20 protein-coding genes and 1 pseudogene are annotated in these 21128 nt (G+C 55.2%); 10 read left to right on the top strand and 11 right to left on the bottom strand.

Annotated elements, in window-relative coordinates:
• The first annotated feature begins 1 nt into the window (after position 1).
• The 4 genes from BLQ55_RS19535 (at position 2) to BLQ55_RS19520 (ending at position 3942) form a co-directional block, all read left to right on the top strand.
• Positions 2-1429: an amidase gene (locus BLQ55_RS19535; protein ID WP_092256038.1), complete on the top strand. Its 1428-nt coding sequence runs from the start codon at positions 2-4 to the stop codon at positions 1427-1429.
• Positions 1429-2661 (top strand): D-amino acid dehydrogenase, encoded by a 1233-nt coding sequence (locus BLQ55_RS19530; RefSeq protein ID WP_092256034.1) that lies wholly within the window; start codon positions 1429-1431, stop codon positions 2659-2661. Before BLQ55_RS19535 ends, BLQ55_RS19530 begins: the two co-directional genes overlap by 1 nt.
• 26 nt (positions 2662-2687) lie before the next feature.
• Positions 2688-3056, top strand: coding sequence for a RidA family protein (locus BLQ55_RS19525; RefSeq protein WP_092256031.1), 369 nt, complete (start codon positions 2688-2690; stop codon positions 3054-3056).
• 415 nt (positions 3057-3471) lie between these two features.
• On the top strand, positions 3472-3942 hold the full coding sequence (locus BLQ55_RS19520; protein WP_092256028.1) for a hypothetical protein: 471 nt from the start codon (positions 3472-3474) through the stop codon (positions 3940-3942).
• Positions 3943-5037: 1095 nt separating this feature from the next.
• Here BLQ55_RS19520 and BLQ55_RS19500 read toward each other — a convergent pair.
• The 3 genes from BLQ55_RS19500 to BLQ55_RS19485 all read right to left on the bottom strand — a co-directional run bounded on the left by BLQ55_RS19500 (position 5038) and on the right by BLQ55_RS19485 (position 7053).
• Positions 5038-5640 carry a hypothetical protein gene (locus BLQ55_RS19500; protein ID WP_143011750.1) on the bottom strand — a complete coding sequence of 201 codons (603 nt, stop codon included), beginning with the start codon at positions 5638-5640 and terminating at the stop codon, positions 5038-5040.
• 505 nt (positions 5641-6145) lie between these two features.
• Positions 6146-6601 carry a phage portal protein family protein gene (locus BLQ55_RS19490; RefSeq protein ID WP_092256019.1) on the bottom strand — a complete coding sequence of 152 codons (456 nt, stop codon included), beginning with the start codon at positions 6599-6601 and terminating at the stop codon, positions 6146-6148.
• Entirely contained in the window at positions 6598-7053 is a 456-nt protein-coding gene (locus BLQ55_RS19485; protein ID WP_256326608.1) for a hypothetical protein, read from the bottom strand. Before BLQ55_RS19485 ends, BLQ55_RS19490 begins: the two co-directional genes overlap by 4 nt.
• A gap of 37 nt (positions 7054-7090) precedes the next feature.
• On the opposite strand from BLQ55_RS19485, the gene BLQ55_RS19480 reads away from it, so the two are divergent.
• The 3 genes from BLQ55_RS19480 to BLQ55_RS19470 all read left to right on the top strand — a co-directional run bounded on the left by BLQ55_RS19480 (position 7091) and on the right by BLQ55_RS19470 (position 9388).
• Positions 7091-7996: a phage portal protein family protein gene (locus BLQ55_RS19480; protein WP_256326607.1), complete on the top strand. Its 906-nt coding sequence runs from the start codon at positions 7091-7093 to the stop codon at positions 7994-7996.
• Position 7997: 1 nt separating this feature from the next.
• A complete protein-coding gene (locus BLQ55_RS19475) occupies positions 7998-8837 on the top strand; it encodes a phage head morphogenesis protein (RefSeq protein WP_092256016.1) in 840 nt (279 codons plus the stop codon).
• A 116-nt stretch (positions 8838-8953) separates the two neighbouring features.
• Positions 8954-9388, top strand: a complete 435-nt coding sequence (locus tag BLQ55_RS19470) for a phage virion morphogenesis protein (RefSeq protein WP_256326606.1) — start codon at positions 8954-8956, stop codon at positions 9386-9388.
• Positions 9389-9501: 113 nt separating this feature from the next.
• On the opposite strand, the gene BLQ55_RS19465 is transcribed toward BLQ55_RS19470, so the two are convergent.
• Positions 9502-9999 (bottom strand): RES family NAD+ phosphorylase, encoded by a 498-nt coding sequence (locus BLQ55_RS19465; RefSeq protein WP_092256014.1) that lies wholly within the window; start codon positions 9997-9999, stop codon positions 9502-9504.
• Complete coding sequence (locus BLQ55_RS19460; protein ID WP_092256011.1) at positions 9999-10568, bottom strand: type II RES/Xre toxin-antitoxin system antitoxin; 570 nt, start codon at positions 10566-10568, stop codon at positions 9999-10001. The genes BLQ55_RS19465 and BLQ55_RS19460 overlap by 1 nt, the downstream gene beginning before the upstream one ends.
• Before the next feature lie 384 nt (positions 10569-10952).
• On the opposite strand from BLQ55_RS19460, the gene BLQ55_RS19455 reads away from it, so the two are divergent.
• From BLQ55_RS19455 to BLQ55_RS19440, 3 genes and pseudogenes are all read left to right on the top strand, one after another.
• A complete protein-coding gene (locus BLQ55_RS19455) occupies positions 10953-12692 on the top strand; it encodes a caspase family protein (protein ID WP_092256008.1) in 1740 nt (579 codons plus the stop codon).
• Positions 12689-13561, top strand: coding sequence for an alpha/beta hydrolase family protein (locus BLQ55_RS19450; RefSeq protein WP_092256006.1), 873 nt, complete (start codon positions 12689-12691; stop codon positions 13559-13561). Before BLQ55_RS19455 ends, BLQ55_RS19450 begins: the two co-directional genes overlap by 4 nt.
• A 714-nt stretch (positions 13562-14275) precedes the next feature.
• Positions 14276-14545, top strand: a pseudogene (locus BLQ55_RS19440) (transposase); the annotation flags it as partial.
• 18 nt (positions 14546-14563) lie between these two features.
• Here BLQ55_RS19440 and BLQ55_RS19435 read toward each other — a convergent pair.
• The 6 genes from BLQ55_RS19435 to BLQ55_RS19410 form a co-directional block, all read right to left on the bottom strand.
• Positions 14564-15103 carry a dCTP deaminase gene (locus tag BLQ55_RS19435; protein WP_092256004.1) on the bottom strand — a complete coding sequence of 180 codons (540 nt, stop codon included), beginning with the start codon at positions 15101-15103 and terminating at the stop codon, positions 14564-14566.
• Complete coding sequence (locus tag BLQ55_RS19430) at positions 15100-15810, bottom strand: dCTP deaminase domain-containing protein (protein ID WP_092256002.1); 711 nt, start codon at positions 15808-15810, stop codon at positions 15100-15102. Before BLQ55_RS19430 ends, BLQ55_RS19435 begins: the two co-directional genes overlap by 4 nt.
• Positions 15810-16343 (bottom strand): dCTP deaminase, encoded by a 534-nt coding sequence (locus BLQ55_RS19425; RefSeq protein WP_092256000.1) that lies wholly within the window; start codon positions 16341-16343, stop codon positions 15810-15812. Before BLQ55_RS19425 ends, BLQ55_RS19430 begins: the two co-directional genes overlap by 1 nt.
• Before the next feature lie 753 nt (positions 16344-17096).
• Complete coding sequence (locus tag BLQ55_RS19420; protein ID WP_058543814.1) at positions 17097-17423, bottom strand: hypothetical protein; 327 nt, start codon at positions 17421-17423, stop codon at positions 17097-17099.
• 245 nt (positions 17424-17668) lie between these two features.
• The gene (locus tag BLQ55_RS19415; RefSeq protein ID WP_092255996.1) at positions 17669-19036 is read right to left on the bottom strand and encodes a TraI domain-containing protein; all 1368 of its coding nucleotides are present in this window, start codon (positions 19034-19036) and stop codon (positions 17669-17671) included.
• 412 nt (positions 19037-19448) lie between these two features.
• Complete coding sequence (locus BLQ55_RS19410) at positions 19449-20312, bottom strand: integrase domain-containing protein (protein WP_092255991.1); 864 nt, start codon at positions 20310-20312, stop codon at positions 19449-19451.
• Between the last annotated feature and the right edge of the window lie 816 nt (positions 20313-21128).

The following is a 21128-nucleotide window of genomic DNA, read 5'->3' as shown; positions in this document are numbered from 1 at the left end:
CATGAACATCATGGATCGAACCGCTTCTCAGAGCATTGGCCAGTTGCGGCGAGCGCTGGAGTCCGGAACGCTCACGAGCGAGTCCCTGGTTGGCGCGCAACTGGAGCGGATCGAGCGCTTCAACGGTCAACTCAATGCGTATGTCGAGGCCTATCCCCAGCGCGCGCTCGGTGCCGCCATCGCCGCCGATCGGCAGCGGGCTGCGGGTGTGAACCTGGGGCCGTTGCACGGCATTCCAATTGCGATCAAAGATTTGTTCGAAATCGACGGCAAGGCCATAACCGGTGGTTCGCTGGCACAGACGCCGCGTATTTCTCGGCTCACCGCCACGGCAGTCCAGCGGCTGGAGCGCGCCGGGGCGATCATCATGGGCAAGACCCACACCGTCGAATTCGCTTTCGGAGGGTGGGGCACAAATGCCGTGATGGGCACGCCGTGGAACCCGTGGGACCATGAAGTGCATCGTGCGCCAGGGGGGTCCAGCAGTGGTTCAGCGGTGGCCGTGGCCGGCGGGTTGGCAAGCGCGGCGTTGGGCACCGACACCGGCGGCTCGGTGCGGATTCCCGCAGGCATGTGTGGTCTGGTTGGCCTGAAAACCACGCGTGGGTTGGTCAGCCGTCACGGTTTGATTGAATTGTGCCCATCGCTGGATTCGGTGGGGCCCATTACGCACACCGTCGAAGACGCCGCGTGGATGCTTGATGCTCTGCTGGGGCCGGACCCGCTGGACCCGGTCTCGGCCAAGTCGCCAGTGTTCAGCGCCGCAGCAGGTTTGAATCTTCCAGTGGCCGGTCTGCGCGTCTGGGTGCTGCCACAGACCGAGCGCGTGCACATCGCGCCTGGCGTATTGGCAGCGTATGACCAGGGGCTTGAGCAATTGGCCGCACTGGGCATGCATCTGGTCGAGCAGCCGCTACCGACTTCGCTGGAGCAGTGCATGCAGGTTGCCGGTGGCCTTATGAGCGCCGAAGGCTACGCCAGCCTTGGCAGTTTGTTCGAGCGCGACGATCTACGCTTCGATCCTCATGTGCAGCGTCGGGTGCTGAGCGGGCGCGCCATCGACGCGGCGGCTTACATCCATTTGCACAACCAGCGACGTGCTGCCCGTCAAGCCATGGACGAAGCCATGTCCCAGGTCGATGCCTGTGCGTTTCCGACCAATGCCATTGGCAGTGTGCCGTTGAATCAGGTCGATGAGTACGGTACGCCGCTGGCCTTGCTGGGCCGTTTCGCCAACCTGCTCAATCTCTGTTCAGTGGCGCTGCCGGTGGGCTTTGACGAGCAACGCATGCCGGTCTCGATGCAAATTGTCGGGCGTGCCTTCGCCGAGCCGTTGGTGCTGCGGATCGCCCACGCCTACCAGCAAGTCAGTGATTGGCACCAATTGCGGCCTGAGGGTTGGGACCTGTCGGACAGGGTGGTGGCGTAATGGAAATCTGTGTCGTCGGCGCTGGAATCGTTGGCTTGAGCAGTGCCTGGTTTCTACACAAGGCCGGTCATCACGTCACCGTTATCGATCGTGCGGGGGAGGCCGGCATGGGGGCCAGTGCGGCCAATGGGGCGCAATTGAGCTACAGCTATGTGCAACCGCTGGCTGATCCCTCCCTGTTGCCGGGCATTCCAAAGATGCTGCTGGCGCGCAACGGCCCGCTGAAATTTTCGCCGCAATGGAGCTTGGAGCAATGGCGCTGGTGTGTGGAGTTTCTCGCGGCCTGCCGTACGTCCGTTTCGCTCCAGACGACTGTCGAGTTGCTGGAACTAGCGCATGAAAGTCGGCTGGCGCTGGACGCCTTCATCAGTCAGGAAAAGGTGCAATGCGATTTCGCCCGTACCGGAAAACTGGTGCTGTACCCCGATGCTGAAAGCCTACGCAAGGCCGGCGATCAGGTGAAATTCCAGGCCGCCCAAGGCGCCAGGCAACAAAAAATCGTCAGCCCCGCCGAAGCCTTGTCGATCGAGCCTGCACTCGAGGGCTATAAGAACGCGTTTCACGGTGCGATCCATACCGACAGCGAATGCGCGGTCGATGGGCGCAAGCTTTGTCAGGAGCTTGCGAGGTTGTTGAGCACGCAGGGTGTGCGTTTTCTGTTCAACAGTGAGGTTGCCGCTTTCCGACGTGAACGCGGCCGCATCACCGCGTTGGAGATTCACCACGCCATCGAAGGCCCTGGTCTTTTAGGGACGCAAGCGGTCGTGCTGGCGGCTGGCGCTTACAGTGCGGGGTTGTTATCTGCGTTCGGTGTGCGTATGCCGGTCTACCCGCTCAAGGGATACAGCATTACGTTGCCGATCACTGATTCGATGAATGCACCGACGGTCAGCGTGACGGACATGCGGCGTAAAACAGTGTTCGCCCGGATCGGTGATCGCTTGCGCGTCGCTGGGATGGTCGAGCTGTGTGGGCTGGATGCGTCGATTCCCGTCAAGCGTATCGAACAACTGAAAGCCTCGACGCAGGCATTGTTCGGTCTGGAATGGAACGCCGATGATTGCCAGCCCTGGACCGGTTGGCGTCCGGCGACCCCCACCGGACGGCCGATTCTGGCCACCAGTGGTTGTGACAACCTGTACGTCAATTGCGGCCAGGGTGCGCTGGGCATGACCTTGGCATTTGGTAGCGCCCAACGGCTGGTCCGATTGATCGGCGGCACGGCGCTTTAACTTCCTCAATTCATGGAATAAACCCGATGACAACGATTCAACGTTTTCAGAGCAGCGCGCGGATGTCCGGTGTGGTCAGTCACGGCGACCTGCTTTACCTCTCCGGTCAGGTACCCACTGATCTGCAGGTTGGCATCGAAGAGCAGACGCAGCAGGTGCTGGCCAAGATAGAAGCCTTGTTGTCGCTGGCGGGCAGCGATAAGGGCCAGCTTGTGAGCGCACAGATCTGGCTCAAAGACATTGATCGTGATTTCGCGCTGATGAATTCGGTGTGGGACGCCTGGCTGCCAGCGGATAGTGCTCCGGCACGGGCCACTGTTCAGGCTCGTCTGGCGCGGCCGGAGGTGCTGGTGGAGATTATGGTTGTGGCTGTGAAACTTGCTTCGGGGGGGTGAAGGCTGGGCTGAGGCTTTCCTTTCAGGCGCAAAAAAGGCACTTGCAATAGTGCTAAGTGTCTGAGTTGTGCCGGGGTGATTTGAATTGGTCGGGTATCTAACTGATTTTATGGGATAAATTCAGTTGGATTGTTTTTGTTGGAATACTTTATGGAATACCTTTGTTCAAGGGGACATCTGTGTAACCAATGATGCCTCGAATGGCACTCCTTGTGAAAAACTAGTTTTGTGTCTCCGTAGCCTGAAGTAGGCCTGCGCAACGGCACTTGGGTAACAGAGCGTAAATGACACAATCGTCGACGTTCGACTTCGTCCGCTCACGGCCAAGAGCAGCCCGTCGCGATCAGAAACGTTTGACGACAACACGTCGCTCTCGCACTCTGTTTTGCCCACTATTTCTCCACTAGGCTTCCCTATGTCATTTGCGACCGTAGTGCTGCTCGACTCCTGGCCACAGCCAAGTACGTCGCCCGAACCCGTCGTGTTCGCCACGGACACGCAGCTATGTTTACGGTATTGCACCGCTGTGGACGAAATAGCTGTAATCCATTTTCCCCTAGTAAAAAAAATGCAGTTTGGCTCACCAAACGACGAGGCTTTGGGCAGCCATGCGCTTATTGGACTTGGACTCAAGCATTACCAAATTCATCGAATAGATAATTCGCCTTGGCTAACGGAGCTTGAGCAGAGAAACGCCATTCATCCGCGACACGATAAACAGCGGTTTATAAAAGATGCCGTCCATTATGTCTTTACGTTTCAGGACTCTACCTTGGAATGCATCGTAATTGAGGGGCAGTTCTGGCATCCAAAAATACAGGTATTTACCTCGGAGCAGAAGGCAAGGGATGTTTGGCGCGAATTGATAAATGACGTGGGAGCATGAACCCAATAGTCATGAGTGGGTGACCGCTCTGGGTTAGTAGCCGTCATTCCTTGCACCAGCCCAACGGGCTGAGTACGCTCTGAACGCGCTTATAGCCACGGGAGGTGATGAGTTTCTGATCCAATGGAATCAAGACGCCTTCCAACAACAGAGGTTTGGTCAAGCTTTCTACAATTTTTTCAACCTTCATAAGCTAGCGGATCAGACATTGCTGACTGGCGTGTATGAGGCTGATGGTCAAAAAGCTACAGGCCTGATCTCCCGAATTTTCAACATCAGGTAGTAGCCGATTACCGGCCAAAAACAGCCGATAGGATTGGACTGCACCGAAGGCCTGTAAGGGATGATTAACATGCTGATTGAATGCCAAAGGTGCGAGCAAGGATACATACGAGCAATGCGTGTTCGCGCTACAAAAATCTCACTTTGGGTGTGCGAAGAATGTGAAACCACGTGGAAGAGTCAGGCTGAAGTAAATGTCAGCACGTTTGAAGACTACGGAACGTTGATGGTCGGTATTGGACGTAGTCCTTTATGGTCAGAGCTGGAACCACAGTGAAGAGCACGTCATAGGGGGCCTTTTATCCAAGGTATATTCCGGCTTGGCGAAGCATCGCGACACCCGCCCCAGCATGGCGAGGATCGAGATCCCGCATCGCAAAAAACTCGAGCAGTACACGCGTTTACCAAAGCCAAGGCGCAGAAAAAAGGAGACCGAAATATGAAAGCGTCGAGAATGACTAAGGCACACGGCTCTCACAGGGCTCAAAAGCTAGTGGAGCTTGGCTGGACGGTTAAACATGAATTCAAGGCTGACAACGAAACATACGAGTGGTACTTGGAATGGGAACACGTCGAAGACCCTCCGTTGCTGTCCTCGCAAGATAATTGTGATGAACCCAGTCACTAACGCCCCTGTGACTGATTCAATATGTCAGATTTAACGTTGCTGACCTAAGCACTATGGATGCGTTTTTTCAGTCTCGGCCATAAACTGACATGATTGTCCATATGGCTGGGATTCTTAAGGCGCTTTGATGGTATCCGCAGATGGGGACGTGATACCTATGAGGACGCAGCCCTACCTATTTCGTCTCATTCATAAGTTGCAGAAGCACCTTCCAGACAGGTGTGCAGTTGCGACAAAAACCTGCAGTGGCCTTTGATTTTAGCCAGCTCCGTCATCAGTAGATCAATCCGGAAAATCATCAGTTTCGCGTCGCCACCTTTCAGCGCAATACCATCGCGTTTCTTTGCGTCTGGCGCGCTTCTCGAAAGAGCCACTAGATGCTTTCCATCCGAGTACCGTTGAACGACCCAGTGAGAGAATGTGTGTCGGAACATTCTGTGCATCTCAAACGTTTCCACCGCGCTGATGATGCCGGCCTTGTCGATATTCAGGCCGGTCTCACGAGCTTCTTTTTTTGTGTGAAGCAAGACGTCGGTATCGTTCAGCGAGTAGGCCGAATCACTTGCAATACCAAGCCGATGCTCTTGAAGCATGGCGATGAGCCCACGGCAGAATGCGTCTGCCACGCAATACATCTGGATCAGCTCGCCGATCAGGGTGAGATCCTCCTTACTGGGGGCCAACAGGAGTCGTGGCAACTCATGAGTACCTTCAGCGTCCTCCAGTAGACGCATAATCTCGCGCATCTCTTCATCGACCGATCCAATCGTTGACATGTCAGCTTCCATTTTTTTGTCCTCGTGATGTCTGAGCTAGCGCATAGACTTAGGCGGCTGTTGTGCCATGCTTACGTACTCGGGTGCTGGTTTGCTCAGCTTACCTCAGCAGAATATCTTTGTTGTCTGCCCGGCCAACCCTCTCCCTAAACCCAATTAAAAGCCCCTCCAGCCCACGCCTCCCACCATAGCGGCGTGTGCATTTCTAGCGCCTCAAACCACAGGGGCGCCGCGACTGGAGGCAACCCCCCATGCGACCCGAACACCCCGCGGCATCCGCAACTACAACCCCGGCAACATCCGCCACGCCCATCGCGTCCGCTGGCAAGGCATGGCCAACGCCCCAGACCGACAGCCAATACGTCCAATACATCAACCCACGCTGGGGCATCCGCGCCATCGCCCGCGTCCTCATCACCTACCAAGACAAACGCCATGCTGCCGACGGCAGCACCATCGACACCGTGCGCGAAATCATCGAACGCTGGGCGCCGCCCTCAGAAAACAACACCGACGCCTACATCATCAGCGTCGCGCGCCCTAGGTCTTGTGGCATCCAATGCCTGCCCACGGGGCGCCATAGGAGTTCGATGGGTTGGTAGCCGAATAACGGTGCGTCGAGCAGTTCGCGGATGATGCGGTCCAGGTCGAGGTCGGTGAGCCAGTCAGTGATGAAGCGTTCCACTTTGTTGGCGGTGTCTTCACGTTGCAGGCCTCGTTCCAGCGACAGCACGGCGGCTTTGCGACGGCGGATGTTGCCTCCGACGAGGGCTGAGCAGCGCAGGTTGCGGTATACCGCAATGTCTTTGCCTTGGGCTTTGAGAATCGGGTCTGGGTTAGGTAAATGGCTGCCGAAGTCGCTGGCCTGGGCGCGGCCTCGGGTGGCGATGTGGCGGTTGAGGGAGCGGCTGCGTTGGGGCTCGGCAAAGTGGACGAATTCAGTGGGGCTGACCCATAGGCCTGTGTTGTTCATGCGTACCCCTGGGTGAGGCGCTGGCCCTGGCGCGGGCGGCGTGATTTGACGGTGACCGGGCCGCTGGCGACTTCCAGCGTGGCGAAGTTGGCGAGCGCACCGGCACCGGCGAAGTCGCCGTGGCGGTAGAGGTCGGGGTCTTTGAGGTCTTGTTTGCGGGCTTTGACGATCATGGGGATGCCGTCGACGGTTTCGATGGCGCGGATGTCTTGGTGAAGAGTGTCGTCTTTGGGCAGCGTGATTGTCGCGTCTTCGAACAGTTGCACGAATTTGGGCATCCATGCGCCGTACCAGGTCCGGGTGATTTTCACTTGTTGGATGCGGTTGTGGCCGAACGCGTCGGCGGTGTCTTCGGCGAGGGTTTCGCCGCTGCCGGTGGCGTCCAGGGCCGTGCCGACGAAACGCGGCAGCCGGCGCAGCTGGCCGCATCGGGGTCGAGGCCCGCTCGGCAAACCATCGGAATGGTTCTTCTACGACAAAAACAACGCGTTGCACTTTCGCGCCAAGGACGCCGGCCCAGACGGCGAGCCCTGCGACCCCCAACGTTTTGTCGTTGCCCGCCAAGACGCGACCTACGCCAACCCCTATGGTTTCCCGGACCTGAGCATGTGTTTCTGGCCGGCCACCTTCATGAAAGGCGGGCTCAAGTTCTGGGTACAGTTCACTGAAAAATACGGCAGCCCCTGGGTCATCGGCCAACACCCACGCGGCGCCACCGACGGCGAAACCGAACTGCTGCTCGACAGCCTCGAAGCCATGGTCCAAGACGCTGTCGCCGCCATCCCCGACGACGCCAGCGTGCAAATCATCGAAGCGGCCGGCAAAGCCGGCAGTGCCGACGTCTACCGCCAACTGCTCGAATACTGCCGCAGCGAAATCAACGTCGCCATGCTCGGGCAAAACCAGACCACCGAAAAAGACACCAACCACGCCAGCGCCACGGCCGGCGCCGAAGTCACCCAAGACATCCGCGACGGCGACGCCGCCATCGTCGCCAGCGCGCTCAACGCCTGCATCCGCCACGTTGTTGACCTCAACTTCGGCCCCGACGTCGTCGCACCGCGCTATGCCCTCTGGCAACAAGAAGAAAACGACCAATCCCTGGCCCAGCGCGACAAGGCCCTGACCGAGTCCGGCGTAAGGTTCACCAACGCCTACTGGCAGCGCACCTACAATCTGCAGGACGGTGACCTACAACAAGCACCGACCCGGGACGACAAACCGTCATTCACCGAAACCACACAACACCCGGCGCAGGATCAAGCCGCCCTCGACCAAGCCATCAATAGCCTGCCGGCCGAGCCCTTAAACCAACTGACTGAAAGCCTCGCCAACCTGATGTTCATGGCAGACACCTGGGGCCGTCTAAGCGCAACCACAGACCGGGAAGACTGACATGGCCGGCCCCGCAAAGCAGTTCAACCCCGCGGACCTCCAGGTCATCTTCGGCCTCGAGCCCACCAACGCTATCGCCTACCTGAAGGCCAAGGGCTACACCATCACCTGGCACTGGCAAGACATCCTCGACCAAGCCCACAACCACGCGTTCACCGTCGCCAAGGCCATGCGCCTGGACCTGCTCAGCGACATTCGCGCCGCCCTGAAAACCGCCCTCCAGCAGGGCCAAACCCTCCAGCAATTCACCTCCAACCTTAAACCCGTCCTACAAGCCCAAGGCTGGTGGGGCCAGCAGGTCATCGTCGACAGCCAAGGCAGCGCCGAAACCGTCCAACTCGGCAGCCCACGTCGCCTAAAAACCATCTATCAAACTAACCTGCAAAGCGCCTACATGGCCGGTCGCAAAACCGCCATGGAACAGACCACCCAGATCCACCCGTACTGGATGTACATCGCCGTCCTCGACGGTAAAACCCGCAGCAGCCACCGAGCCATGCACGGCCAGGTCTTCCGTCACGACGACCCCGTCTGGTCGACCATCTTCCCGCCCAACGGCTTCAACTGCCGCTGCCGCGTCATCGCCCTGAGCGAAGCTGCCGTCAAGCGCCGTGGTCTTACCGTTATATCCAGCCAAGGGAAAACCTTTACCGAAACGGTCGAGACCGGCACCGACAAACGTACCGGGGAGACCAGAACCGCAACCGTCACAGGCATCCGAATCGCCAACGTCCAAGGCCACAACATCACATTCCGCACCGACCCAGGTTTCAATCACGCACCGGGCACAGGCTTGGCCGAAGCCCTGAAACGCAAGCAGGCCGACCAACAACTGTCCTGATGAACACCACAGATCCCGTGGCGAGGGAGCTTGCTCCCGCTGGGCTGCACAGCAGCCCCAAACTCAGCCACCTAATACGACCAGACGCACCGCAAATCTAAAATGGAAAGCATCCCATGTTCAGCATCGAACTAAAGCACCAACACCTGCAACAAATCCTAAGCCGAGTGGAGCGGACTGTCGGTGACCTAGCGACACTCATGCACAGCCTGGCCGCCGAACTCGCCAGCCAAACCGAAGAAAACTTCGAACAGGAAGGCCGTCCCCAGTGGCCTGAACTCTCGGACACCGCCACCGAACTCAGAGCCAAAACCGGCCACTGGCCTGGAAAGATGCTGCAAGTCAGTGTCGCCGGCTTGGCCGCATCAATCACTACCCATGCCACCGAGAGCGCGGCGCTGGTGGGCAGCAATAAGCCTTATGCCGCGATGATGCAGTTCGGCGGGGACCAGGCGGACTTTCCGCAGCTGTGGGGTGATATCCCGGGTCGGCCGTACTTGCCCATGGATGCTGAAGGCAACCGCAACCCGAAACGGAACAAGCCCTACTGAAACTAGCGCTCTCTCATCTTGAACAGATTGCAGGCGTCTAACGTCATAAAAGGCAGACAGTGCCCGTGACACGGCGGTTAAACGGAAACGGCGCTAGAGGGACGGGACCCGCTTCAGGGCAAGGGCCTATTAAGCCGCCCATCAAGAGCAAAAGGCTCTTGCAGCACCAGCTCATACAACCCATCGGCCAGGTGCGGGTTCATCAACAAATTCCAGCTATGTCGCGAGACACTGGAAGGGACCAGCACAAAAGGGTGCTCGCTCAACAAGTCTGCGCCGAACTGCTGCTGACTCCGGCTTGGGGTACCCGGTACCAGCCAGTTGGGGTTGGCAATACTCTTGGGCTGAACCACATGAATTCTGGACGGGTCAAGCACTCGGGCCTGCGTAAGGCAATGAGGTTTACTGTCCAGCGCATCGAAATCCTTATGCACTGCAACTTCAAGGATGGCCGTAGAGGCATCCAGAGCCGCGTAAACCGTGCCCATTCCCTTGGGATTCCAACGCCCACCCACTTTTTCAGCTCCCACTCCTGAATCCCAAGTGGAGGCGTATTCAGCAGGGTCGAGGCGCCAGAAATGAATCTCACTGCTCAAAGGGTCTTTAGCCATCAATAGACCCCATACTCAATGCGCGTCAGAAAGTCAGTCACCAACTCATACCCGACAGAGTTGGAAATTAGATCAATCGGTGTCTCACCGTTCAGGCCCCGTGCAGGTTTGGCCATCCATTGCTCGGCAAGCTCGCGAGAACCCAACACATCGGTAGCCTTTTCCAAAACCTCAGCATAGTTGAGTGCCCGCGTGCTTTGCTCCGCGGTCAAGGCTTCACTGGGCGTCTTCAGCCGTCGAGCGAGCGTCCGATCAGAAGTCCCAACGATTTTCGACAACACGCCGCGCTGCTTATACACCTCGCTGTTCTCGATCATATCGATCACCGACTGGAGCGAGAAACCGTTTCTAACGGCCCTGTAAATCTCCATACGATCATCGCTACTTTTTCCAGAAAGCAAGACCGCAACCATCGGCGGCACGTGGCTAGAACCTGACGCGGCTAATCTCACTGTGCGATCGCCAGTCGCGACGGCTACGACAGCTTTAGCGGGGCGTGGCTTAACGTTTCTTTTTCGGCTGGCATCTTTGACAACCTCGATTACAGGCTCTTTTTTCTTGGCGCTCATGGGGTACCTCCAATACTCTGTCATCTGGCATTTACTATAATGCCAAATGGCAAAAACTGCTAATCCGACACATCCGTTTACGTCGCCCCCGTTAGCAGTACCAGCATCGAGTACATGAAGGCCTCAGCGCGATTGGCTTGCAAGTAGTAGTCGTTCGTCTAACGTCGATGGATTCCAAACGGCCGCCCGTTTTGACGCTATGCATCCGCAGTTCTGAAATTTCAGCTTTCAGAGGCGAGGCTGCCGTTGATTATTATCTTGCCAGTACTATTCTTGCCCTACTCACGCATTACGCTATCCCTGGGTTCAGCCCTGTAGGCTGGGGCATGCACCAGAGAAGAAATAGCGGACCATCCACCGCTGCGCTGTAATTAGGTGACAATTGTGAAGCTATGTCTGACCATCGGGGTTTCGGAAGCACCACCGCTGTCACATTTGCCGGGGGCAATTACGGCTGCTCACGAAATAGGAGATTGGGCGCAGCAAGCGGGATTCATAACGGAAGTTGTCACTGATGAAGACAAAACCCCCGTCACGATTGCGCGTATCCGGAAAACGCTGCTCGGAATGCTTCCAGACAATGACGAGGTGAGCCTTTTTATCTTGCACTTCGCCGGGCATGGATTCAGATCTGGAGCAGAACAAAACATCTGGCTCCCTAGTGACTGGTTTAATGAAATGCGCGCCGTATCTGTGGAGGCGTTGAAAAGGCAGCTTTACAGGCATGGAATAAAAAGCCTGACGATCTTCGGCGATGCCTGCCGGTCTCTACCTACGGACATCGAAACAGCGGATATCTTCGGTGACCCTGTCCTCCCAAGAGGGCCATACGAGGCAGTTACACCAATTATTGATCGATTCAGCGCAGTGGTGGATGGTCAAAAGGCGTACATGCTTAAAGGGGACCGCACTGCCCCGCCCAGGTGTGTTTTCTCTACCGTCTTGGTCGAAGGACTGTGTGGTCTCAGGGACGAGGCGTTTGACAAGTATCTTACAGATTGTGTGATCCCCGAGTCGCTGGCGTTATTCTCAAAGGAACGTTTAAAGGAGATTGGGGAAACGTACGATCTGAAATGTTCCCCCGATTACGCTACCGGCATTCCCAGAGAGCATGCGGTCTATTATCAGCGTGGCGGGCATCCAAACGGTCTGCCGCCTCTGAAGTGGCCTGCACCGCCTTCCCGAGATCAAGCCGAGAGCAACGAAAATGAAGAGCGACAGGACCGTCTCCCCGAGATCAAATCCCGATTTTTCAGGAAGCACATCCGAGAGGGCCTTTCACTGCGGGATGACTCCACTCTGTCGAGATTTAATTTAGCTATCCGAGGTTCTGTGCCTATTAAAATATGGAGCACATCTGAAATTGAAATGTGCTCGATCGACGATAACGGAGGAACCTACCTAGTAAAAGTCCCTTCGGCTGAGGCCATACAAATCCTCGTCGAATTTGCAGATGGAGTCTTTGCATCAGCAGTAGTGTACGCATGGCTTACGACGCTGATAAGTCGCGACGAAAATGGCGAAATTAATTGGACCTGCTTCTCCAGATGGAGCCCATTAGAGAGAGTTATGGGCTCTTCGGTCAGAGAGATTGAGAATCTTCAGGCCGGCAATCTAACTGCTGGCCAAGTAGACGATATTGCTGCAGAACTACGAGGGGAAAAGCATGTAAATCCAACCTTAGGCGCTATCGCGAGTTACTTATACGACTACACAGGGGACATAGATAGCATACGCCGCATGGCGTTCTTTTATTGCTATTGGGGCCAACCTATGCCGTTCGATGTGGCATTTACGGGGCTGCTGTTATCCGAAGTTACGGGGCAAGCCGACCTTAAGGTTCACGTACCGCGAGTTCAAGCAAGGCCAAGGTCGCTGGCGAATGATAAGTTACCAGAATGGGTTACGAAAGAAACCCATGAAGAGTCAGGGCTAGTTGCGGGTCTCTGGCCTTGGCTCCGTCAAGGGTGGGAATTCATTGAAGATCCCGTCCCCCAAGAAAAAGCAGTAGCGGAAGGATTGCGTGGCATTACCAAATTTTTACTGCCCTCGCAGTTCACCTCGTTCAAAGAAGAAGGGGCGAGGATTTTGATACGGAAATTTCATATGAGGGCTAGTAAATGAACGTTCTAATGATTCATGGGATCGGGCAAGAGGCTTCGACCAAAGATGAGCTCCTCAAAAAATGGACGGAGTCTCTTCATGCTGTTCAGCCAGGCTTGCTTAAGTCGGCATCCTTCGAAATGGCGTATTACGGCACGACCCTTGCCGACTGGACGAATAATAAGACAAAGGTCGCAGTTGGCATGGGTACTGAATCTACAGCGGTCGATATAGGCGATGCTGATGAATTGAAATTCCTCAGGGCAGTGATGGAAGAGTTCGCAAGCGACCATGGCATCGACGAATCCGAAATTGAAGCAGCGATAGGCTCCGCAGGAGATAATGTTGTTCCGATGGACAACCTCATAGCAAGGCGTCTTGTCGGTCTACTCCGGCTGATCGAAAAGATTTCTCCAGCTAAAGGCTCCCTTCTGCTTCGAGTCATAAGACAGGGGCATACCTACCTTTCTTCACCTGGGGCGGCGAAGGCTGTCGACAGCATCGTGCGCCCCTTGTTGCGCAGAAGTCCTCAAGTTCTGATTACTCACTCACTCGGAACTGTTATTGCTTTCAAGCTGCTGCGGGAACTGGAAGCGGAGGGCGCGAGCGTTCAGATTCCACTGTTCATAACGATGGGGTCGCCGCTTGGTCTGGACGCGTTCAAGGCAAAACTTGGCACGCCGCGACGCAAACCAGCTTTTGTAGATAAGTGGATGAACTTTTATGACCCTTCTGATTTTGTTGCACTTGGAAAACCGTTGAACGAGAAGAATTTCGCCAGCTACATAGATAACGATGGCACCGTTGATAACAAGACCATCAACGCCCACGGAATCATTGGCTATCTTCCCCACAAGGGAGTTTTCGACGCACTGCGGCGCGTTCTGTAGCAATGCTGGGGCGCTTCCGTCGCAGCTAATCGAGAGATCGAACTCATCCAAAAGATCATCCTTACAGCTCATCACGGTGGGCGTCATCAAGGTTCTTGGCCGTTGATCTTGGCGGTCTTCACCAGGCTGTATAGCTGAGCGTTGGCCGTGGTACCTTTGGGTGTGTCGACCTGAACTTAAAGCTTTTCGATCTTCACTAAGCGTCAGCTCTCGGTCGATTCTGTTGAAAAAGTCGGCGTTCGGATTCAGTCTCTTCTACAGAGCCGATCCATAACGGTCGCTCCATCAGAGTTTCGGGCACCATAAAGACCTTAAAAAACAGAACCTCGAATATGAATCATGAACTTTGGCAGGAACCTGATGGCTGTCAGACCTTTGTCTAGCCGGTGCTCAAGGTGATGGTGCGCGTGCGCTTATGCATTCGGAAGCGAAGCTTGTTTGGGAGGTCGAGGCTGAAAGTCATTTTGAAGCGATGACTAAATATTATGCGCACATGCAGTGGGGCGAATACTTGACGGACTTTCCCGAACAAGACAAGACTTCCTACAGAAAACTGGGCTGGGAATGACCAGTCAAGAGCCGGATAAAACTGCGAAACCCTCTTTCTCTGATAACCACTTGCCATGGCCTGCCTTGGGTCGACTTTGCTAAGAATGGTGCTCCTGTGTCGTCTACGGCAAAATCACTCCATCGGCCAGCGGGAGATTACGCAGCATGATGGGACAGTTATCGAGTGGGCAGGAGCGATTGTTTTACTCGTTCAACCTTGAAGATCACATCCCAGCCAATCACCTTCTGCGCAGCATTGATCGGTGTCTTGATCTGAGCGACATGCGCCATTACCTCGCCGATTTCTATAGCCCGATTGGGCGTTCGTCGATTGATCCTGAACTAATGATCCGCATGCTGATCGTCGGCTACTGCTATGGCATCCGCTCCGAACGGCGGTTATGCGAAGAGGCCCATTTGAACCTGCGGCGTCGACCGCTGCCGTGAGGCGATCTACTTTCGAAATACTGCGAGGGTGGGCCCTTCTTTGGCAGCATCCATATACCGACCGTGGTATGGCTCAGATGCGGTGCTGCTGCACTTCATCAAATAAAGCTGTGCTATATCGCTGACGGCCGGTATTTCGATCTTCCAAGGCGACATATTGATGATTTCGAGAGTTATGTACCCGTCGAAACCCGGCTCTACCTGACCGTCATTACAGGTTACCTGCACGAACAACCGCGCAAGGGTTCCTTTGGTTTGCACCAAGCCAAAATAATCCAACGGTATTTTGTATCGATGTTTACTACAGGTAATGACTTGCTCGCCAGGTTTTAGCACCAAATTTTGCTGAATTTCTTTTTTCTCCGAAAAAACCGTCGAAGGGACTGGATGCGACCCGTATACAATGCTTTCGGAGACTGGCAAAGGTTTTGGCTCGTAATACGTATGCCCCAATTGAATTTTGAGAGAAAATTCATCAAATAAGGCTTTTTCGCATATTGAGTACTGTGCAACAAGGTGTTCTAGATTTTTATCAATGACAATCATTTTGACTTAACTTCATTCGGCGATAGCTGAGCGCTTTGTTGTGCTTGAGGAGGCTGCGATTGGTGTTCCAGTACCGTCTTGTAATAGATCGCGTACAGTATAAGAGAAGACACCAAGGAGCTTCCGATTAAGTTCAGCGTCCACCCGATCCATATGGTGGGATTGAGCGAAAACCACTTCTTCAATCGCGCACGCCGCGTGATGGGAAGCGTCGATATTTCACTGCCACGCTTGATGGGGTTCTGGGTATGCGTCGATTCTGTGGAGAAAAAAATCACAGAGCCCAGCTTTTCGCCTTTGGTCAGGTGGACATTTTTGTTGGTGGTGTTGAATATCCTGAGCTTGAGCTTGCCATCAAATGCAGGTTCGACCTTCGCCGAAGCAACCAGCACCCCGCGTGAAAGAAAAAGACTACCCGTCGGTAGGACGATGCCATATCGATTGTGCGGCACCTTGATTTCTTCAGAGGCCTCCACCACCACAGAATCGTGGCCCTTGATCGTCATGCCATCGACGATGCGCCACAGGTTTTTGTCGTTGCCAGAATAGTTATCACTCCACCCTTCACCCACGGACAGTTCGAGCGAAAACTCTTCGATTCTATCGTCCCGCGCATTAGTGAGAATAAGGCTGTTGCTGGAGTACGATGCCGCGTCGAAGTCCGTGTGGGATTTCGTTGTTCGCCCTTTGATCTGTAACACACTCATCAGATTTGTCCTTCGTCCTTGGGCTGCGAGACGCGGCCACCCTGCCACTGTCCTTTATACCGGCCGATATCCCCGGATACCGCCTGAAAGATGACGTGCGCAAAGCGCGCACCAATCTGAATTTCAAACGCCTCGCTGTGATGGTTGGTGAGCGCGAACGTCATCGGTCCTATATAACCTGGCGGCAGGACACTGGAACTGAACGTTATCCCGCTTCTGAACAGCGTGCTTCTCGGAAAAAAAAGCGCTGCCAGATCGTCCGGAAGATCGAATTCTTCCATGGTGCTCGCCAGATAAGTCTTGCCCGGCTCCATGACGAAGCAGTCATCTGCGTCTGCGAGCATGACCTCGCTGGCAGGGGTGCGTCGCGTAGACTCTCGCAAGCTTCCACCCCCTACTGTCAGGCGAGAGAGGCCTGCGAGTCTGAGGTCAAATCCAACGCCTTCCGGGGTAGTCGACTCGCGCTGAGCAAGATGCTTGATTAGTTTTCCATCCCGGACCAGTTTCAGGAGCGAGTGCGGTGAATAAATCATCTGTTTTGCCTCGGGAATGGCTCAGTCTCTATTACTGAGAAATCGCCTACGTTTGCAGGCAAAAATTCGGACTCAATCGTTGTGGCCGCATTTTGCGTGTCCTGCGGGCGCAGTAGCAAGGACAAAACCGCACGACATGCTCAGCGCAGCGCACTGACAGCTCCATCGGCGTAGCAAGCCTTCACCGCCACTCTGATCGGTCTCACTTCTGACTAGAGTCGATCACCGAAATACAGCCCGCGCCTGTGGAAAAGTTATTCGACATAGGCTCGCAGTCAGTGTGAAATCCTATGAATTCAACCCCGGCGGCTGCATACCTAGCTTGGCATATTCCCTGTCATATGCAGTTCATGGGAGATCTGAACCCTGCTTGCCCCGAGCGCACAGCGTCGTCCGTGGTCGCTACTCAGTTACGTACGTAGTAGTACGAATAATCGACTCGGCTTTGCAAGATTTTCCACATCACCAAGAGCTTAAAATTTTGCCAACGGCAGCTAATGGCCGACTTCGGCCGGTCGAGAGCTGCTATTGCGAGAAATCATAAGGGCCGCTGGCGGCGACTCCAGCCTTTGTCCATCCGCGGCCCCCAGCGGCGGGGGCCAGGCAGACTTCCTTCCTTTAGCTTGGTCAATCCCTGGTTGATGCTGCCCGCCTTTTCACCACATGTACCCATATACCGCTGAAGAAGTCGCAAAAAAAACCACCTATCGAATGACAGGTGGTTTTGATGGTTCCAGTAATCGTTGAGGAAAACTATAAGAAAACTTTCATCGCCCCGATCAAGATGCCGATTGTGACTGCGAGCATGGAAGCCATACGAATGGACAATTTGAGATCAGATTTAGCGATCTCTGCGGTCAGCCGATGATTAGTATTAGCGATCTCAGCTGTCGCCTTGCCGATTTCAGCAGTTGTTCTACCGATCTCGGCGGTCAACCGCTGGTCAAGGTTTGTGAGATCACTTTTCGTAGCGAGTAATGTGAGCATGTCAGATTCCAATGCTTGGATAACGGCTTCAGCTTTGAGCTCAGGCACGTCGATTGCGCGCAGTGCCTGATACATCGCCAGTTCCATTTTCATTAAGGCCTCCTAAACAAAAAAAGGCCTTCCCCACGACGGGAAAGGCCCGTCGTGGGTGGGAAAGTCATGCTTCCATCGACATTCAAGTCGACTGTCCGCGCTGCCGGAAGCTATGCGGTCATATGAAGGATCCTGCGGAGAACCGCAGCGCCGTCTTGAAGATCCTGGCGGCTGGTGCTGAACGAATCAGCGAGATGCATATCAAAAATGCCCCTGAGGCCGTTTGCTGTCAATCCGGAAACCGGTTATCGAGTGTTTCCTAATGTTGTGTGAGGCTTCTCGCCGCCTGGCGTCACCACTTTCAGATTCGGGTTGTTGAGGGACGAGTCGCTTATCAAGCCATAGTGCTTTTTCAAGAGATAGCCGTGTAAAAAACGTGTTCTGCGTGCACCGCTGAGCTCACATGTCCAGATGCAGCGACCGTTCGCTTGTATGCGGTGCAGTTTCATTTTTCCAAAGCGCTTTTGAACCCATTCCCAGTCAGGCTGCCCCTGTCTTTTCGAGATGGAGGCGGGATGAGGGAATGCTTTCGCGTAACGTTGGAAAATTCCGGGAGTGACCAAGAAGAGCGAGTCTTCGACGGAGTGCACCAGCGCTTGAGCGTCATTCATGATGATCTCGTGAGTGCGTACGCCTTCGATCAGCCACTCGATGAAGTGTTCACCGCTTGGCTTCGCATGCTTTTCTGGCACAGGCGCTTCTTCTGTTGAGGGGGAAGATTCGGTGATAGGTCCGGAGTCGGAATCTTCAGGCCATTTGGGAGGCTCGCCGATTTGATTCGTTAATGAGTCGAAATAGTCGGTTGATGGTGTATCTGACAGTGACGGATCTGATTGTGTGGCGATGATTGCTGGCTTATCGCTCTCAGCTGCCGTGGTGGTCTGTGCAGGGGCTTTAGCTACTAAAGCTTGTTCGGCTTGAATAATGATCGCGCCGAGTGCGCCGGTATGTTCGCTATGGCCAGACCAGCGGGCCATGAGCGAGGCCCACAGTTCAGGGAAAACGGAAAGCCAGTCCAGGATTTCGCTGCTTAATAGCTTGTGGATCATCAGGCCGGATGCGGGGCCGCGCAGTCGATAATCGAGGTCTTTTCGGTATCGAACTCGGTAAGGTCGAGTCAGCGGTCCGTGCCATGGGTGCCAGGCGCAGCCATCCAAATATTCGACCTGGAGATCAATCGCAATCTTGCCAAGGTTTTCACTCAGGATGGCGTATGCCAGTGCGGCATTCCACGCTTCCGTTTGGATGATCTGAACTTCTGGTGGAGCTCCTAGGGGCAGTAATCGTGATCGGCGAATTTTTAGAGCGTACGTAACTACTTCCAGGCCATGGTCCAGCATCCCACCGGAGTAAGCGTGGGGCTGACTTTCGGATGCAGGGAAAAGTTGAACCAGCTCGGCGTATCGTCTAATTGGGTCGAGATAAAGTTCATCGAATTGAGGGCGGGACATGGCGGTGCACTGCCAGATCTGCCTCAGCAACTTTTGTCTGCGGGGAGCGGCCAGGAGTGATTCCGCAGATTGGGGAGTGGTTAGGCCGGCGGGTGATGTTGGGCTAGCTGCAGCCCTAGGGTCGAGTGCACGCCGAAGCTTGCGATGGAACAGTGAGAACATAATTGCTCCTGTCGAGAGGGAAGGGAGGTATTTGCTTGGCGACGACATGAAGCAGCACTTATGAATATGGATGAGTGCTTGGCTTCGAAGCGCCGATACAGACTTGTCAGTGGGCAAAGCGTGAGGCGGGCGAGCCGGATTAGTTGGCATTCCCTACGGGCAGCGGGCGGCTTCTGCGACGCCCTCAGTTATCCAAGCTTGCAGGGTCGTTCAGGTGACCGAAGCCGGGAATGCTCGCCGAGCAGGCATTCGATGCCTCGTGTCCATAGGACACGCAACCGGCAAGCGTAGAAAGATTAAATGCGTCACTACGCATATCCGTATTGGCTGGAAATACGCTTGGTCAAGTCGAGGCGCCAACGAGGCGCGGAGTGGGGGACGCACTCTTACGGCTCATTGACGTCGAAAGCCTTTATCGTCCGAGGTAGGTCGCAGTAATTTGTGTTCTCTCATGCCCGAGTTCACGGCTGATAATTTGTCGAGCAATACGGTCTTGAGAACGCTGCGCTGGGGTTAATTCCTTGGAAAAGATTCCCCCTGCCGCCGGTGCCTTCCACCCTGTCAAAGCGAAGTAACGGCTTTGTGCATAATGATGACGTAGGCCATGCATGTGGCTCAGGCCTGCTGCCTTGCACTGACCATCGTAGGTGTTTCTCTGCTGGATATACGTTTTCTGAGCCGGGATTAATGAGCCGGCTCCCGCTAGCTGATGTGCCGAGTTCAGCACCTCGCGCTGTAGCGAAGTAGTGATCGGCACAGAGCGATCACGCCCACCCTTTGTCCATGAGCCCTTGAGGAGAATGTGATCTCCTTGATCCGCATACTTGGGCTGAAATTTGATCGCTTCCTCACGGCGTAGTCCAAACGCCGACTGAAGCTGGAGGCTCATGTGTACATGGGCATCGGTGATCTTGCCAAGGTCCGTTCCCAGTTCCTGGGCTTTGCTGACGTTAGTGACGAAGCGCCGGTCGGCCACACCCAGCTGCGTGTTGTCCGCGGGGAGAATGCCGGCCTTGCCGATTTTTTCAGCCCACCATCGAAGGTGCGCCAGCCGATTTTTGATGGTGCCAGGTGACAGGCCTTCCCCTTGCCAGCGATCCAGCAGTGCCAGTACGTGTTTGCCCTTGAGCGAGGGGGCTTTCATCTGCCGGAAACCAGACTCGCGCAGTTGGCGGGCAATCAGCCCCAGTGAGCGGATACGGTCGGCCTGAGTATTGTGACTTCCGTCGCGATTGCGTCGGCAAAGTTGCCGCAGGGTGTAGGTTAAATCGTCCATATACGATCCAAGCTCACTTTGACTTGTGTTGTTGTTCTGTCCTGAAAATCATTGGTAAGTGTTGGTGCCAACTCGCTAGGCGAGATCCCCGAAGGGCAGGGGCACGGTGTTCAGGAACCACCGATGTCTCGACTGAGACTTCCGTCTTGCTTCCTGCTGGAAGATCGGACGGAGATGGAGCGGGATGAGTTAGTTTTTAGTGTTGATGAGTACTCCAGAGAAATGGATGGGATTGTTAAGTGGAAGTAGTCGGCATTGTGCAAAGGTCCGCTGCCTAGGACTGTGCGGTAGCGGCACATCACGGAATAAATCCGATAGACAAAGGCGGCTCCGCCCACGGGTATGGGTCGGTATGCTTTTGGAACCTTGCATACCTGGCTAACTCCATCCTGATGGATCAGCGCTTGCAGGAGTCTTGCGCTGTTGGGATGACGACTCTCGAACCTGTCGTCTTAGGTTTTTGCTGGGTCAGTGTATGGGGGCATCATCATGTATGCCGCACTCTTTAGGGTTGAGGGTTTGCCCGTGATGTTGGGGCGTCGGCTGGGCCGTCACTGCGGATTGCAGTGACGGCCCCGCTCATATGAGTTGCGAGTCATCGGGCAGGGGCTGCCGCTGCGGCAGATGCATATTTTTCATTGCCGGTGGTCCTGACGCGGCCTTCGGCCTTGTCGGCTCTCTGCGCAGTGGCGGCATGGTTCCCATGCCACGCCTGCGCAGAGAGCTTGTGGGAAAGGCGGAGCACGGAGCTGCCTTGCCGATCAACGACGGGAATCGCGCGAGCAAGTCGACGATGTTGATATCCAGGTTGACCGA

The organism is Pseudomonas sp. NFACC13-1 (genome assembly GCF_900104425.1).
Lineage (GTDB): Bacteria > Pseudomonadota > Gammaproteobacteria > Pseudomonadales > Pseudomonadaceae > Aquipseudomonas > Aquipseudomonas fluorescens_AA.
Note: the sequence above shows the minus strand (reverse complement) of the source record. Positions and strands in the feature narration are given on the sequence as shown.

Coding starts and splice junctions, on each gene's coding strand:
- BLQ55_RS19475 (WP_092256016.1), top strand. CDS start 7,998: ATGGCCGGCCCCGCAAAGCAGTTCAACCCCGCGGACCTCCAGGTCATC.
- BLQ55_RS19490 (WP_092256019.1), bottom strand. CDS start 6,601: ATGAACAACACAGGCCTATGGGTCAGCCCCACTGAATTCGTCCACTTT.
- BLQ55_RS19470 (WP_256326606.1), top strand. CDS start 8,954: ATGTTCAGCATCGAACTAAAGCACCAACACCTGCAACAAATCCTAAGC.
- BLQ55_RS19450 (WP_092256006.1), top strand. CDS start 12,689: ATGAACGTTCTAATGATTCATGGGATCGGGCAAGAGGCTTCGACCAAA.
- BLQ55_RS19430 (WP_092256002.1), bottom strand. CDS start 15,810: ATGAGTGTGTTACAGATCAAAGGGCGAACAACGAAATCCCACACGGAC.
- BLQ55_RS19415 (WP_092255996.1), bottom strand. CDS start 19,036: ATGTTCTCACTGTTCCATCGCAAGCTTCGGCGTGCACTCGACCCTAGG.
- BLQ55_RS19535 (WP_092256038.1), top strand. CDS start 2: ATGAACATCATGGATCGAACCGCTTCTCAGAGCATTGGCCAGTTGCGG.
- BLQ55_RS19425 (WP_092256000.1), bottom strand. CDS start 16,343: ATGATTTATTCACCGCACTCGCTCCTGAAACTGGTCCGGGATGGAAAA.
- BLQ55_RS19410 (WP_092255991.1), bottom strand. CDS start 20,312: ATGGACGATTTAACCTACACCCTGCGGCAACTTTGCCGACGCAATCGC.
- BLQ55_RS19460 (WP_092256011.1), bottom strand. CDS start 10,568: ATGAGCGCCAAGAAAAAAGAGCCTGTAATCGAGGTTGTCAAAGATGCC.
- BLQ55_RS19520 (WP_092256028.1), top strand. CDS start 3,472: ATGTCATTTGCGACCGTAGTGCTGCTCGACTCCTGGCCACAGCCAAGT.
- BLQ55_RS19465 (WP_092256014.1), bottom strand. CDS start 9,999: ATGGCTAAAGACCCTTTGAGCAGTGAGATTCATTTCTGGCGCCTCGAC.
- BLQ55_RS19435 (WP_092256004.1), bottom strand. CDS start 15,103: ATGATTGTCATTGATAAAAATCTAGAACACCTTGTTGCACAGTACTCA.
- BLQ55_RS19420 (WP_058543814.1), bottom strand. CDS start 17,423: ATGAAAATGGAACTGGCGATGTATCAGGCACTGCGCGCAATCGACGTG.
- BLQ55_RS19530 (WP_092256034.1), top strand. CDS start 1,429: ATGGAAATCTGTGTCGTCGGCGCTGGAATCGTTGGCTTGAGCAGTGCC.
- BLQ55_RS19525 (WP_092256031.1), top strand. CDS start 2,688: ATGACAACGATTCAACGTTTTCAGAGCAGCGCGCGGATGTCCGGTGTG.
- BLQ55_RS19500 (WP_143011750.1), bottom strand. CDS start 5,640: ATGGAAGCTGACATGTCAACGATTGGATCGGTCGATGAAGAGATGCGC.